The 13,396-nt window shown below is 73.4% G+C and carries 13 protein-coding genes; 4 read left to right on the plus strand and 9 right to left on the minus strand.

Annotation, left to right across the window (positions count from 1 at the left end):
- Positions 1-60 precede the first annotated feature (60 nt).
- Positions 61-1,605, minus strand: a complete 1,545-nt coding sequence (locus tag ACPU2J_RS07035; protein WP_420081335.1) for an MFS transporter — start codon at positions 1,603-1,605, stop codon at positions 61-63.
- Entirely contained in the window at positions 1,602-2,153 is a 552-nt protein-coding gene (locus ACPU2J_RS07040) for a TetR/AcrR family transcriptional regulator (protein WP_361601381.1), read from the minus strand. The genes ACPU2J_RS07035 and ACPU2J_RS07040 overlap by 4 nt, the downstream gene beginning before the upstream one ends.
- An 89-nt stretch (positions 2,154-2,242) precedes the next feature.
- On the opposite strand from ACPU2J_RS07040, the gene ACPU2J_RS07045 reads away from it, so the two are divergent.
- The gene (locus ACPU2J_RS07045) at positions 2,243-2,752 is read left to right on the plus strand and encodes an HAD domain-containing protein (protein WP_423832960.1); all 510 of its coding nucleotides are present in this window, start codon (positions 2,243-2,245) and stop codon (positions 2,750-2,752) included.
- Positions 2,753-2,933: 181 nt separating this feature from the next.
- Here the strand turns inward: ACPU2J_RS07045 and argH are convergent, their stop codons facing one another.
- Complete coding sequence (gene argH, locus ACPU2J_RS07050) at positions 2,934-4,364, minus strand: argininosuccinate lyase (RefSeq protein ID WP_361604972.1); 1,431 nt, start codon at positions 4,362-4,364, stop codon at positions 2,934-2,936.
- Positions 4,365-4,720: 356 nt separating this feature from the next.
- Between argH and ACPU2J_RS07055 the strand changes: the two genes are divergently transcribed.
- From ACPU2J_RS07055 to ACPU2J_RS07065, 3 genes are read left to right on the plus strand one after another with little or no spacing between them, the layout of a single operon-like run.
- Positions 4,721-6,232, plus strand: coding sequence for a hypothetical protein (locus tag ACPU2J_RS07055; protein WP_423832961.1), 1,512 nt, complete (start codon positions 4,721-4,723; stop codon positions 6,230-6,232).
- A 7-nt stretch (positions 6,233-6,239) separates the two neighbouring features.
- The gene (locus ACPU2J_RS07060; protein ID WP_365078451.1) at positions 6,240-6,821 is read left to right on the plus strand and encodes a pyridoxamine 5'-phosphate oxidase family protein; all 582 of its coding nucleotides are present in this window, start codon (positions 6,240-6,242) and stop codon (positions 6,819-6,821) included.
- A gap of 6 nt (positions 6,822-6,827) precedes the next feature.
- Positions 6,828-7,526, plus strand: a complete 699-nt coding sequence (locus ACPU2J_RS07065) for a L,D-transpeptidase family protein (protein ID WP_389077718.1) — start codon at positions 6,828-6,830, stop codon at positions 7,524-7,526.
- Positions 7,527-7,550: 24 nt separating this feature from the next.
- Here ACPU2J_RS07065 and ACPU2J_RS07070 read toward each other — a convergent pair whose 3' ends face one another.
- The 6 genes from ACPU2J_RS07070 to argJ form a co-directional block, all read right to left on the minus strand.
- A complete protein-coding gene (locus tag ACPU2J_RS07070; protein WP_420081331.1) occupies positions 7,551-8,087 on the minus strand; it encodes a GNAT family N-acetyltransferase in 537 nt (178 codons plus the stop codon).
- Between the two features lie 63 nt (positions 8,088-8,150).
- Positions 8,151-9,398: a serine hydrolase domain-containing protein gene (locus ACPU2J_RS07075; RefSeq protein WP_423832962.1), complete on the minus strand. Its 1,248-nt coding sequence runs from the start codon at positions 9,396-9,398 to the stop codon at positions 8,151-8,153.
- 67 nt (positions 9,399-9,465) lie between these two features.
- Positions 9,466-10,002 (minus strand): arginine repressor, encoded by a 537-nt coding sequence (locus ACPU2J_RS07080; RefSeq protein WP_361604984.1) that lies wholly within the window; start codon positions 10,000-10,002, stop codon positions 9,466-9,468.
- 7 nt (positions 10,003-10,009) lie between these two features.
- On the minus strand, positions 10,010-11,215 hold the full coding sequence (locus tag ACPU2J_RS07085; protein WP_361604987.1) for an acetylornithine transaminase: 1,206 nt from the start codon (positions 11,213-11,215) through the stop codon (positions 10,010-10,012).
- Entirely contained in the window at positions 11,212-12,144 is a 933-nt protein-coding gene (gene argB / locus ACPU2J_RS07090; protein WP_361604990.1) for an acetylglutamate kinase, read from the minus strand. The genes ACPU2J_RS07085 and argB overlap by 4 nt, the downstream gene beginning before the upstream one ends.
- The gene (gene argJ / locus ACPU2J_RS07095; RefSeq protein WP_423832963.1) at positions 12,141-13,313 is read right to left on the minus strand and encodes a bifunctional glutamate N-acetyltransferase/amino-acid acetyltransferase ArgJ; all 1,173 of its coding nucleotides are present in this window, start codon (positions 13,311-13,313) and stop codon (positions 12,141-12,143) included. The genes argB and argJ overlap by 4 nt, the downstream gene beginning before the upstream one ends.
- Between the last annotated feature and the right edge of the window lie 83 nt (positions 13,314-13,396).

The following is a 13,396-nucleotide window of genomic DNA, read 5'->3' on the forward strand; positions in this document are numbered from 1 at the left end:
CGATGCGGGTTCGCCACCGCGGCGGCGGACCGGCCGCGACGGCCGGTCCGCCCGCGCGGATCAATGCTGGAGGCCCTCCTGGAGCCGCTGGCCCTTGAGCAGGAACCAGGCGGCCGCGGCGGTGGCCAGGAGTACGGCCGCACCCACGCCGGAGGCGAGGCGCAGGCCGTCCACGAAGGCGTCCTGGGCGGCGCCCACCATCTGGCCGGCGGTGGCCGGGTCCAGGGACTTGGCCGCTTCGACGGCTCCGCCGAGGGAGTCGTGGGCGGCGTCGGCCACCGGCCCGGTGACGGACGTCGGGGCGGTGAAGGACTGGTAGACGCCGGTGACGATGGAGCCGAGCAGGGCGATGCCGAGGGCGGCGCCGAGCTCGTACGCCGTCTCGGAGACGGCGGAGGCCGAACCGGCCTGCTCCTTGGGCACGCTGGAGAGGATGACGTCGGCGGTGACGGTGAAGGAGAAGCCCGCGCCGAGGCCGACGACGAGCAGGGCCGCGCCGAGCAGCGGGTAGCCGGTCTCCTTGTGGATCACGGTGAGCACGCCGAGGGCCAGGCCGATGGCGGCCAGGCCGCCCGCGACGATCGACCGCACCGAGTACTTGCGGGCGTAGCGGCCCGCGACCAGTCCGGTGACCACGGCGCCGATGGCGGCGGGCAGTTCGGCCAGGCCCGCCTCCAGTGGGTCGCGGCCCTGGACGAGCTGCAGGAACTGGGAGAGGAAGAAGACCAGCCCGGAGAGGCCGAAGACGGTGAGGAGGTCGGCGAGGACGGCGCCGGAGAAGCCGCGGTGCCGGAAGAGCCGCATGTCGAGCAGCGGGGAGGACAGGGTGAGCTGGCGGCGGACGAAGGCGTACAGCGCACCGGCGCCGAGCAGCGCGGTGCCCGCGACCTCCCAGGTCAGGCCGTGGGTGGCGGCTTCCTTGACGGCGTAGACCACGCCGATGACGCCCACCAGGGACAGGGCCACGCTGACCAGGTCCCAGGGTCCGGCGACCGGGTTCTTGGACTCGGGCAGCAGCTTGCTGCCGACGACGACGAGGGCGATCATGACGGGGAGGTTGATCAGGAAGACCGAGCCCCACCAGAAGTGCTGGAGCAGGGCTCCGCCGACGACGGGTCCGACGGCCGCGCCGGCCGAGGCGGTGGCGCCCCAGATGCCGATCGCGAGGCTGCGCTCCTTGGGGTCGTGGAAGATGTTGCGGATGAGCGCGAGGGTGGACGGCATCAGGGTCGCGCCGGCCACGCCGAGCAGGGCCCGGGCGACGATCATCATCTCGGGGCTGGTGGCGTAGGCGTTCAGGACCGAGACCATGCCGAAGGCGGTGGCACCGGTCAGGAGCAGCTTCTTGCGGCCTATCCGGTCGCCGAGGGAGCCCATCGAGACCAGGAGTCCGGCGATGACGAAGGAGTAGATGTCGCCGATCCACAGGAGCTGGGTCCCGGACGGCTTGAGGTCCTCGCTGAGGGCGGGCGTGGCGAGTCCGAGGACCGTGGCGTCCACCGCGACCAGCAGCACGGCCAGGACGAGCACGGACAGGGCGAGCCAGCGTCCGCGACTCTTCCCCTCCACCCCCGTCTGACGGTTCAGCAGTTCGCTACGGGTCATTTCTCCACACTCCGTCGGGCGCCACCGAGCAGCAGCTCGGTGATCATGTACTGGAAGTCCTTGGCGGCGACCCGGCCGTCCATGACGGCCCAGGCGCAGCTGCCGACGAGGCCGTAGAGGGCCTCGGTGAGCCAGGCCGGGCTCAGGTCGATCCGGATGTCGCCCTCCTCCTGGCCGCGCCGGAAGAGCGCGGTGACGCGGGCGTCGAGCCGGGCCCAGCCCTCGTTGACCTCGTCGCCCTCGAAGAGCTGGTTCTCGGTGACGAGGAAGGCGAGGAGCTGGGCGTTGGGCTCGGTTTCGGCGACCAGGCGCCGGAGGGCCTCGGTCGCGGATCCCGCGTCGAGGCGGGCCCGGTCGAAGGCCGACTCGAACTCACGGATGCCGAGTTCCTCGAGGGCCCGAACGAGGGCGTCGCGTCCGGCGAAGTGCCGGTGGAGGGTCGCGCGGCCGATGCCTGCGGCGCGGGCGACCTCGTCCATCGTCGCGGTCGACTTGCGGGAAAGCAGGGCCGCGGCATCGCGGAGCACCTGGTCACGATCCATGGCCATGAGACAAGCATACCCCGAATGAGACTCCACTGTCTCATTCGGTCGAAAAATGAGCTGCCCCCGGGCGGCCGGAAGGACATCCTGCCGAGATGAAGCCCCTGCTGTTGATCGACGTGGACGGACCCCTGAACCCCTATGCGGCACAGCCGCAGCGCCGGCCCGAGGGCTACACCACCCACCGGATGCGCCCCACCGGCTGGAGCGCCAAGGAGAGCGTGAAGCCGCTGCGGGTCTGGCTGAACCACGACCACGGGGCCGAGCTGCTCGCCCTCGCCGACGCCTACGACCTGGTGTGGGCCACCACCTGGAAGGACGAGGCCAACGACTGGATAGGCCCGCACCTGGGCCTGCCCCGCCTCCCGTTCGTCGACTGGCCGCAGATGCACGGACGGGCGCCGCGCGGCACCTTCTGGAAGACGCAGTACGTCCTCGACTACGCGGGCGAGCGGCCCTTCGCCTGGATCGACGACGACATCACGCCGGCGGACCGCGAGTACGTCGAGCGGCACCACCCGGCACACGCCCTGCTGCTGCGCATCGACGAGCAGGTCGGACTGACCCGGGCGGACTTCGACACCCTGGCCGACTGGGCGCGGTGACCCGGCGGACGGACGCGTCGGCGAGCGGTCGCACCGGACGCGGACGCGCCGGAGGGGCGGCCGGAGCGCGATGCTCCGGCCGCCCCTCCGGGCATTCCGCCGCGTGCGGACGTACAGGCCCGGTACCGGTTCGACGGGCGTGCGGGACGCAGGGCGGCGGCGGCTTGTCGGGCAGTGACTCCTACTGCTTGTGGACCGCCCAGGCGTGCTGGATGACCAGGTCGGCCTTCAGCTCGGTGAGCTGGAGGGCGACCGCCGACGGCGCGGTGCCGCCGCGGCCGTTGCGGGAGGCCAGGGCGCCCGGCACGTTGAGGACGGTGCGGACCTCGGGGGTCAGGTGCTCGGAGATCTTCGCGAACTGGTCGTCCGACAGCTCGTCGAGCTCGATGCCGAGCGCCTCGCACTCCTTGACGCACTCACCGGCCACCTCGTGCGCGACCCGGAACGGCACGCCCTGCTTGACCAGCCACTCCGCGATGTCGGTGGCGAGCGAGAAGCCCGCCGGGGCCAGCTCCTCCATCCGCTCCCGGTTGACCGTGAGGGTCGCCATCATGCCGGTGAAGGCGGGCAGCAGGACCTCGAGGGTGTCGCAGGAGTCGAAGACGGGCTCCTTGTCCTCCTGGAGGTCCCGGTTGTACGCGAGCGGCAGCGCCTTCAGGGTCGCGAGCAGGCCCGTCAGGTTGCCGATGAGGCGGCCGGACTTGCCGCGGGCCAGCTCGGCGATGTCGGGGTTCTTCTTCTGCGGCATGATCGACGAGCCGGTGGAGAAGGCGTCGTGCAGGGTCACGAAGGAGAACTCCTTCGTGTTCCAGATGATGATCTCCTCGGCGATCCGGGAGAGGTTGATCCCGATCATCGCGGTCACGAAGGCGAACTCGGCGACGAAGTCCCGCGAGGCGGTGCCGTCGATGGAGTTGCCGACCGAGCCCCGCTCGAAGCCCAGGTCGGCGGCGACCGCCTCCGGGTCCAGGCCCAGCGAGGATCCGGCCAGCGCGCCCGAGCCGTAGGGGGAGACCGCGGTACGGGTGTCCCACTGCCGCAGCCGCTCCGCGTCCCGGGAAAGGGACTGCACGTGGGCGAGGACGTGGTGGGCGAAGAGCACGGGCTGGGCGTGCTGGAGGTGGGTCCGGCCCGGCATGGCGACGTCCGCGTGGCTCTCCGCGAGGCCGACCAGCGCGTCCTGGAGGTCGGCGATCAGCCCGCCGATGATCCGGGCGTGGTCGCGCAGGTACATCCGGAAGAGGGTGGCCACCTGGTCGTTGCGGGAGCGGCCGGCCCGCAGCTTGCCGCCGAGGTCGGCGCCGAGCCGCTCCAGCAGGCCGCGCTCCAGCGCGGTGTGGACGTCCTCGTCGGCGACGGTGCCGGTGAAGGAGCCGTCGGCGACGTCCGCCTCCAGCCGGTCCAGGCCGGCGATCATGCGTTCCAGCTCGTCGGCCGTGAGCAGGCCCGCCGAGTGCAGCACCCGGGCGTGGGCCCGGGAACCCGCGATGTCGTACGGCGCGAGGCGCCAGTCGAAGTGGACCGACGCGGACAGCTTCGCCAGGGCCTCGGCCGGGCCGTCGGCGAACCGGCCGCCCCAGAGCCGGACGTCACCACCGTTGTTGCTGCTCACCACTACTGCTCCTCAGGACCGCGTGCATGGTGTGGATGTGCGACGGCCTCCCCGCCGCGGAGGTAGCGGGAAGGCCGTCTTCGTACGCGTAACGACGGGGACCGGGCCGGGTCGCGCCCGGCCGGGATCTTCGGCGACAGGGCGCGGGATCCATCCAACGACAGGCATAACTATGCACTGCTCCGTATGTTTCGTCAATCCGCCCCTCCCCGGCACCCCTCCGGCACCCATCCCACCGGCGGATATCCGCGCGCACCGGCCCCGGGGGCGCGCCTAGGATCTGCGGACCGGAACGGGGACCGGGGACCGGGACAGGGGCCCGCGCAGGACCGGAGGACGGAAGAAGGGCGGGGCGGATGGGTGCCGGGACGGTACGGGAGGCGGCCGAGGGGCGGGACGCGGCGCGGGCCGTCCTGCGCGGCGAACGCGTGGGCATCGGCGGCGTCCGCCTCCCGGCGCAGCCCCTCGGGTGGCTCGCCTTCGACGGGGAGGTCCGCCGCGGCTCCGCGCCCCTCGGCTCCCCCGCCGCCGGACGGATCGAGGTCCGCCTGTGCCACCCGGACGGCCGGGTCCGCGCGGCGGCCCTGGACGCGCCCCGCCCGCCGCTCCCGCTCGTCGCGGTCCGCTGCGCGGACTGGGTCCCCGCGGTGCGCGGACGCGCCCGCGAGGTGCTCGCGCAGGCACTGGCCGACGACCCCGCCGGCACCCTGATCGGCCTCACGCCGCTCGTGCTCCGGCTGGCCCGGCGCGAGCGCGGGACATGGGCGCGCGACCTGTTCGCGGCGGCCCTGCGCGCCGACGACCCGGTGCTCGCCCCCTGGTGGCGGCCGCCGCGGCCCGCCCGGTGGTGGCGTCCGGCCCGGGCCGCGCGCACGATGACCGGCGAGGAGCCCGACACCGTCCTGGCCTGGCTGCGGCGCAGCGGCGACCTGCCGACCCGGCGGTTCGCCGCCGGACTCACCCTCGCGGCCGGAGCCTTCGGCGTACGGGAGCTCGCGCGCCGGGCGGGCGCGGAGCAGGATCCGGTCACCGCGGCCCTGTGGACCGACGCGGCCCTGGCCGCGATGGCCGCCGACGGGCCGGACGGCGCGGCCGTGGACTTCCTGCTGGCCGGGCACCTGCCCCTGGTCAGGGCCGCCGGGGTCACCGCCCTGCGCGGGGCCGGGCGCGGCGCCGAGGCCGCGGCCTTCCTGGCCGACCGCTCCGGGCCGGTCCGCGCCTGCGCCCGCTGGCTCGTCCGCCAGGAGGGCGGGGACCCCTACGACCACTGCCTGGCGCTGGTGACCGACCCCGGGCGGATCACCCCGTACGCCGTCACCGCTCTCGTCGAGTGCGGGGGGACGGGCGACGGCCCGCTGCTCCACGCGCTGCTGGCCCGGCCCGGCCGCGGCGGGGACGCCGTACGCGCCGCTGCCCTGGCCGGGCTGCGCGCCCTGGAGCTGCCGGACGTGGCACTGCTGCTGCCGCTGCTCGACGATCCGTCACCCTCGGTCGCCCGGGAGGCCTCGCTCTCCCTCGTTCCGGTCGCGGCGTCGCTGCCCGCCGACCTGCTGACGGCACGGATCGCCCCCGGGCGGCCCGTGCACACCCGCAGGGCCGCGCACCGGCTGCTGCACGCGCAGGGCGGGATCGGTGCGCTGCGGGCGTCGGTGGAGCTGCTGACGGACGAGGACCCGGGGGTGCGGCGGGCGGCCGCCGAACGGGCGCGGAACCTGCTGACGGACCCGTGGCCGCCGGCCCTGCCGCTCCTCGACCCGGAGGTGGGCGTGCTGCTGGACCGGTGCACGGGCCTGGTCGGCGAGAACGTGATGCGCAACCTCCGCCGCGCGCTGCTGGTTCCGGACGACGGAAGCGGTCCGGGCCGATAATCGGCCCATGGGAAAACTCCACGAACGCATAGACGACCGGCTGCGCAGCTTCATCGAGGCGCAGCCGGTCTTCTTCACCGCGACCGCACCCCTCTCCGGTGACGGCCACGTCAACCTGTCCCCCAAGGGCCGCGCCGGGACGCTCGTCGTCATCGACGAGGAGCGCCTCGCGTACCTGGACTTCGGCGGCAGTGGCGCCGAAACGATCGCGCACGTCCGCGAGAACGGCCGGATCACCCTGATGTGGTGCGCCTTCAGCGGGCCGCCGAACATCGTGCGCATCCACGGCGACGGCGAGGCCGTCTTCCGCGACGACCCGCGCTGGGCCGAGCTGATCGGTCTCTTCGCCGACGCCGACGGGCCCGGCGCCCGGGCCATCATCCTGGTGCGCGCCCGCCGGATCGCCGATGTGTGCGGCTACGCGGTCCCCCTGATGGAGTACCAGGGCGAGCGCACGCTCCACGCGGAGTTCCTGGGCCGCAAGACGGACGAGGAGTTCGCCGCGTACTGCGAGAAGAAGGACTTCATCGAGACGAGTGTCGACGGCCTGCCTGCGCTGCCCCTGCCCCTTCCGCCGCGTACGGTCTGACATGTGCTGCGTACCGTTCTCGTCACCGGCTCACTGATCGTCACCGCCCTTCTCCCGCAGGCCCCTTCGCCCGTGTCCGGCCCGCTGCCCGCGCGGCTGGCCGACACCGGGGGCGGGAGCCAGCTGGTCACCGCCGTGGCGCCCGCACCGGGGTCCACGACCGGCCGGCTCACCTGGTGGGACCTGCGGGCCGGGCACTGGTACGAGGCCGGGAGCGCGCCGGCCCGCTTCGGGAAGAACGGCCTGACCGAGGGCAGCACGCGGAGGCAGGGCACGAGCACCACCCCGGCCGGCCTGTACGCCCTCCCGTACGCCTTCGGCATCCGGCGGGCACCGGCCGGTACGCAGCTGGACTACCGGCCGGTGACCGAGGACTCCTGGTGGTGCCAGGACAACGGGTCGACGGCGTACAACCGCTGGGTGGAACCGCTCCCCGCGGACTGCGCGCCCGGCGAGGCCGAGCACCTGGTGACGTACGAGAAGCAGTACGCGCACGCGGTGCTGATCTCCTTCAACTACGACCGGCCGGTGCGCGGGCGGGGAGCGGGGATCTTCCTGCACGCCGACGGCGAGGGGTCCACGGCCGGCTGCGTGTCCGTGCCGGAGGAGGCCATGCGGGAGATCCTGCGCTGGGCCGACCCGGCACGCCGCCCGCACATCGCGATCGGCACGCAGTCCGGGGAACTGGACGTCACCCGCTACTAGCGCGCCGGAAGTTCCGGGTGGACGTCAGGACGGTGCCGTGTAGCAGGCGAGGGTCACCGTGCGGTGGTCCCAGTGCTGGTCGACCGTGGCCATCCGCTGCCAGCCGAGGCGCTCGTACAGGGCGGCCGCGGCGGTGTCGGAGGTGACGACGTCCAGCACCGGGTGCAGCCCGCGGTCGTGTGCCTCCCGGACCGCCCGGCCGATGAGGAGTGCGCCGATCCGGTGGCCCCTCGCGGCCGGGGCGACGAAGAGCCGGCCGACCACGGCGGCCGTCTCCCTTGCCGCGCCGCTCCGTTCGCTCCACAGGCCCGGGGCCAGGTCGTCGTCGCCGGCGCGGGAGAGGCTCACGTGCCCGGCGAGGCGGCCGTCGAGTTCCGCGACCCAGGAGCCCAGTACGGGTCCTTGGGACAGCCACGCGGCGGGGCGGTCGGGCCAGTCGAGCGGGTAGCGGTCCTGCGCATGGACCTCGGCGAGGACCCGCACGCACTCCGCGAGGTCGCCGTCGGTCCGCCGCCGGACGCCGGGGTGCGGGCCGGACCTCTCGGGGTTCTCCGTGTTCACCCCGGAAGGGAACCACGGGCCATGGCGTGACGGCGAGTCACTTCCGGGCGGGGCGGGCACCGGTCAGTACGCGCCCGGGAGGTCCATGCCGGTGTAGATCCGGTTGAGGATCGTGGGCAGCATGGCCTGGGCGGTGGTCCGGTCGTCGGGCGAGACGGTCAGGTTGGTCCAGACGACGAGGGTGACGTCGTTGTCCGGGTCGTGCCCGATGAAGGAGTTGAAGCCCGGCAGTTCCCCGCCGTGGAAGTACATCGAGGCCCGGGGACCGAAGCTCTGGCGGGCGATGCCGTAGCCGTAGCGCTGCCCGTCCGGCGCGGCCGGGTCCTCCGCCTGCGGGCTGTCGCGCCACTGCTGCTGGGCGGCGGGGCCGAGCACCCGGCCGGTGGTCAGGGCGCGGATCCAGGTGGCGAGGTCGTCCGCGGTGGAGACGGCGCCGCCCGCGGCGGTGGCGTACGAGGGGTTCTGGCGGGTGTAGTCCGTGGGCTTCAGCCGGCCCGCGCGGATGTCGGCCTTCATCCCGGCCGGATAGGGCTCGTCGACCAGCGCGTAGGCGGTGCCGCCGTACATGTAGCCGTGCGAGGAGGGTGCGGGGAGGGCCGTGTCGCGGATGCCGGGCAGTGAGGTCCCGGCGAGGCCGAGCGGGGCGAAGAGCCGGTCCCGGAACTGCTCCGCCAGGGGCCGGCCGCCCGCCTTCTCCGCGACGAGCCCCAGCAGGGCGTAGTTGGTGTTGCTGTAGGCGTACTCGGTGCCGGGCGCGAAGTCCGGCGGACGGGCGAAGGCGATCGCCAGCATCTCCTGCGGGGTCCGCGGCCGGCCCGGGTCGGCGTCCAGGGACGCGGCGAGTTCGGGCGCGTCCGTGTAGTTGTAGAGGCCGCTGCGCATCTTCAGCAGGTCGGCGACGGTGATGTGCTCGCCGTTCGGCACGCCCGGGACGTGGTCGGACACCGGGTCGTCCAGCCGGAGCCTGCCGTCCTGGGCGAGGAGGAGGATCAGGGCCGCGGTCATCGTCTTGGTGTTGGAGGCGATCCGGAAGTGGTCGGCAGCGGTGGGCGGCCGGTCGGCGCCGAGCTCGGCGGTGCCGATGGCCACCCGGAAGGTGTCCTGGGGGGTGCGGAGCAGCACCACGGCGCCGGGGACCGACAGGGCCTCGGCGGCGCGCTCCACCGCGGACCGGAGCTCGGCCGGGTCGATGCGTCGCAGGGCCGGCCCGGTGGGGTCGGGGGTGCTCGTCGGTGCCGCCGCGGCCGTCCCGGACGGCGGGGTCTGGCCGGGCTGGCCGGGGGGCAGCGAAAACCGGCACGATCTTATCATTTTCGGCACTGCCGAACCCGCGGGCCCGACGGCACCGCCGAACCCGCGGGCCCGGCGCGGCCGCCCCCTACCCCTCCTTCTGCGCCAGGCGCAGGAGGTGGTCGGCGAGGGCCTGGCCGCCGGTGGGGTCCCTGCTGATCAGCATCAGGGTGTCGTCACCCGCGATCGTGCCGAGGATCGCGCTCAGTTCCGCCTGGTCGATGGCGGAGGCCAGGAACTGTGCCGCGCCGGGCGGGGTGCGCAGGACCACGAGGTTGGCGGAGGCCTCCGCCGAGATCAGCAGCTCCCCGGAGAGGCGCCGCATGCGCTCCTCCTTCGCGGACTCGCCCAGCGGTGCCTGCGGGGTGCGGAAACCGCCCTCGCTGGGCACCGCGTAGATCAGCTCGCCGCCGGTGTTGCGGATCTTGACCGCGCCCAGCTCGTCCAGGTCGCGCGAGAGCGTCGCCTGGGTGACGCTCAGCCCGTCGTCGGCGAGCAGCTTCGCGAGCTGGCTCTGGGAGCGGACCGGCTGCCGGTTGAGGATGTCCACGATCCGGCGGTGGCGCGCGGTGCGGGTCTGGGGTACCGCCGGTCCGCCGTGCTCGTTGTCCTGCGCCTGGGTCATCGTCGTCTCATTCTCCGGATCCGTCCCCGCCTGCTGCGTCAAGGATGCCGGGCAGGGCCCCGACGAACGCGTCCGCCTCCGCCTCGGTGAGCACGTACGGGGGCATCAGGCGTACGACGTCGGGGGCGGGCGCGTTGACCAGGAAGCCGGCATCCTGAGCCGCCTGCTGCACCCGGGCGGCGAGCGGCTCGGTCAGCACGATACCCAGCAGCAGGCCGGCGCCCCTGACGTGGGAGACCAGCGGGTGGCCCGTGCCCTCGATCCCGGAGCGCAGCCGCTCCCCGCGGGCCTTGACCTGGTCGAGCAGCCCGCCGGTGGCGATGGTGTCGATGACGGCGAGGCCTGCGGCGCACGCGACCGGGTTCCCACCGAAGGTGGTGCCGTGCTGGCCGGGCCGCAGGAGGTCGGCGGTGGCGCCGAGGGCGAGCACCGCGCCGATGGGCAGTCCGCCACCGAGGCCCTTGGCGAGGGTGACGATGTCGGGCTCGACGTCCTCGTGGGCCTGGTGCTCGAACCACTGGCCACACCGGCCGATGCCGGTCTGCACCTCGTCGAGGACGAGCAGGGTGCCCGTGGCGCGGGTGATCTCGCGGGCCGCCGTCAGGTAGCCGGCGGGCGGTACGACGACCCCGTTCTCGCCCTGGATGGGCTCGATGACGACGATCGCGGTCTCCTCGGTGACCGCGGCCCGCAGGGCCTCCACGTCGCCGAACGGGACGTGCGTGACGTCGCCGGGCAGCGGCAGGAACGGCTCCTGCTTCTTCGGCTGGCCGGTGAGCGCGAGGGCGCCCATGGTCCGGCCGTGGAAGCCGCCGTCGGTGGCGACCATGTGGGTGCGTCCGGTGAGCCGGCCGATCTTGAAGGCGGCCTCGATGGACTCGGCGCCGGAGTTGCAGAAGAAGACCTTGCCGGGGCGGCCGATGAGCTGGAGCAGCCGCTCGCCGAGGGCCACGACCGGCTCGGAGATGAACAGGTTGGAGACGTGGCCGAGGGTGGAGACCTGTTCCGTCACGGCGGAGACGATCGCCGGGTGGGCGTGGCCGAGCGCGTTGACAGCGATGCCGCCGACGAAGTCGGTGTACTGCCTGCCGTCGGCGTCCCACACCTGGGAACCCTCGCCGCGGACGAGGGCGACCGCGGGCGTCCCGTAGTTGTCGGTGAGCGCGGCCTGCCAGCGCGCGCCGTAGGCCCGGTTGCCGGTGCCACTGGTCATTGCGTTCCCCCAGGCTTGCCGTCGGGCACGACCATCGTGCCGATGCCGGAGTCGGTGAAGATCTCCAGCAGGATCGAATGCGGGACCCGTCCGTCGAGTACGCGCGCGGTGCGCACGCCGCCCCGCACGGCGTGCAGGCAGCCCTCCATCTTGGGCACCATGCCGCTGGAGAGCTCGGGCAGCAGCTTCTCCAGCTCGCTGACCGTCAGCCGGCTGATGACCTCGTCGCTGTGCGGCCAGTCCGCGTACAGGCCCTCGACGTCGGTGAGGACCATCAGGGTCTCGGCGCCGAGGGAGGCGGCGAGCGCCGCGGCGGCCGTGTCGGCGTTGACGTTGTAGACGTGGTGGTCGTCGGCGCTGCGCGCGATGGAGGAGATGACGGGGATCCGGCCGTCCGCCAGCAGCGCCTCGATGGCGCCGGTGTCGACGGCGGTGATCTCGCCGACCCGGCCGATGTCGATGAGCTCGCCGTCGATCTCCGGGCTGTGCTTGGTCGCGGTGATCGTGCGGGCGTCCTCGCCGGTCATGCCGACGGCCAGCGGGCCGTGCTGGTTGAGCAGTCCGACCAGCTCGCGCTGGACCTGGCCCGCCAGCACCATCCGTACGACGTCCATGGCCTCCGGGGTCGTCACGCGCAGGCCGGCCTTGAACTCGCTGACCAGGCCCTGCTTGTCGAGCTGGGCGTTGATCTGCGGGCCGCCGCCGTGCACGACGACCGGCTTGAGGCCCGCCTGGTGCAGGAAGACCACGTCCTGGGCGAAGGCGGCCTTGAGGTCCTCGTCGATCATGGCGTTGCCGCCGAACTTGATGACGACGACCTTGCCGTTGTGGCGGCGCAGCCAGGGCAGGGCCTCGATGAGGATCTGCGCCTTCGGCAGGGCGGTGTGCTTGCGTGCGGTGCCGGGCTGCCCGGCCTTCTCGTCGCTCATGAGGAGTACGCGCTGTTCTCGTGGACGTATTCGGCGGTGAGGTCGTTGGCCCAGATGACGGCCGACTCGGTGCCGTGGGACAGGTCCGCGGTGATGCGGACCTCGCGGTCCTTCATGGAGACCAGGTCGCGGTCCTCGCCGACCGAGCCGTTCTTGCAGACCCAGACGCCGTTGATGGCCACGTTGAGCCGGTCCGGGTCGAAGGCGGCGCGGGTGGTGCCGATCGCGGACAGCACCCGGCCCCAGTTGGGGTCCTCGCCGTGGATGGCGCACTTGAGCAGGTTGTTGCGGGCGATGGAGCGGCCGACCTCGACGGCGTCGTCCTCGCTGAGCGCGCCGATCACCTCGATGCGGATGTCCTTGCTGGCGCCCTCGGCGTCGCCGATCAGCTGGCGTGCCAGGTCGCCGCAGACGCTCTGCACGGCCTCGGCGAACTCCTCGTACGCCGGGACCCGGCCGGACACGCCGGACGCCAGCAGCAGCACCGTGTCGTTGGTGGACATGCAGCCGTCGGAGTCGACCCGGTCGAAGGTGGTGCGGGTGGCCGCGCGCAGCGCCTTGTCGAGGGTGGCGCCGTCCACGTCGGCGTCGGTGGTCAGCACGACGAGCATGGTGGCCAGGCCCGGGGCGAGCATGCCCGCGCCCTTGGCCATGCCGCCGACCGTCCAGCCGTCGCGGGAGGCGGTGGCCGTCTTGTGCACGGTGTCGGTGGTCTTGATGGCGATGGCGGCGGCCTCGCCGCCGTCGGCGGACAGCGCCGCGGCCGCGGTGTCGATGCCCGGGAGGAGCTTGTCCATCGGGAGCAGGACGCCGATGAGGCCGGTGGAGGCCACGGCGATCTCGCCGGCGTTGTGCTCGGCGCCCGTGCCCGACCCGTTGAGGGTGGCGGCCACCTTCTCGGCGGTGGCGTGGGTGTCCTGGAAGCCCTTGGGGCCGGTGCAGGCGTTGGCCCCGCCGGAGTTGAGGACCACGGCGCTGACCGTCCCGCCGCGCAGGACCTGCTCGGACCAGTGGACCGGCGCGGCCTTGACGCGGTTGGAGGTGAAGACGCCCGCGGCGGCGAGGCGCGGCCCGTGGTTGACCACGAGGGCCAGGTCCGGATTGCCGTTGGCCTTGATCCCGGCGGCGATGCCCGCCGCCGTGAATCCCTGTGCAGCCGTAACCGTCACTGTGTCTCCTTGTTCGCTTCTGCGCCCGCGCGGCGTGCCGGTGCGGCCATGGTCGTCGTCTGCGGCCCGGTGGCCGCGCGTGC

The organism is Streptomyces manipurensis, assembly GCF_049570255.1.
GTDB lineage: Bacteria > Actinomycetota > Actinomycetes > Streptomycetales > Streptomycetaceae > Streptomyces > Streptomyces manipurensis.

Excerpts from the sequence above, each read along its gene's own strand:
- ACPU2J_RS07035 (WP_420081335.1), bottom strand. The coding sequence starts at position 1,605 with ATGACCCGTAGCGAACTGCTGAACCGTCAGACGGGGGTGGAGGGGAAG.
- ACPU2J_RS07040 (WP_361601381.1), bottom strand. The coding sequence starts at position 2,153 with ATGGCCATGGATCGTGACCAGGTGCTCCGCGATGCCGCGGCCCTGCTT.
- ACPU2J_RS07055 (WP_423832961.1), top strand. The coding sequence starts at position 4,721 with ATGGGTGCCGGGACGGTACGGGAGGCGGCCGAGGGGCGGGACGCGGCG.
- ACPU2J_RS07075 (WP_423832962.1), bottom strand. The coding sequence starts at position 9,398 with ATGATAAGATCGTGCCGGTTTTCGCTGCCCCCCGGCCAGCCCGGCCAG.
- ACPU2J_RS07085 (WP_361604987.1), bottom strand. The coding sequence starts at position 11,215 with ATGACCAGTGGCACCGGCAACCGGGCCTACGGCGCGCGCTGGCAGGCC.
- argB (WP_361604990.1), bottom strand. The coding sequence starts at position 12,144 with ATGAGCGACGAGAAGGCCGGGCAGCCCGGCACCGCACGCAAGCACACC.
- ACPU2J_RS07080 (WP_361604984.1), bottom strand. The coding sequence starts at position 10,002 with ATGACCCAGGCGCAGGACAACGAGCACGGCGGACCGGCGGTACCCCAG.
- ACPU2J_RS07045 (WP_423832960.1), top strand. The coding sequence starts at position 2,243 with ATGAAGCCCCTGCTGTTGATCGACGTGGACGGACCCCTGAACCCCTAT.
- ACPU2J_RS07060 (WP_365078451.1), top strand. The coding sequence starts at position 6,240 with ATGGGAAAACTCCACGAACGCATAGACGACCGGCTGCGCAGCTTCATC.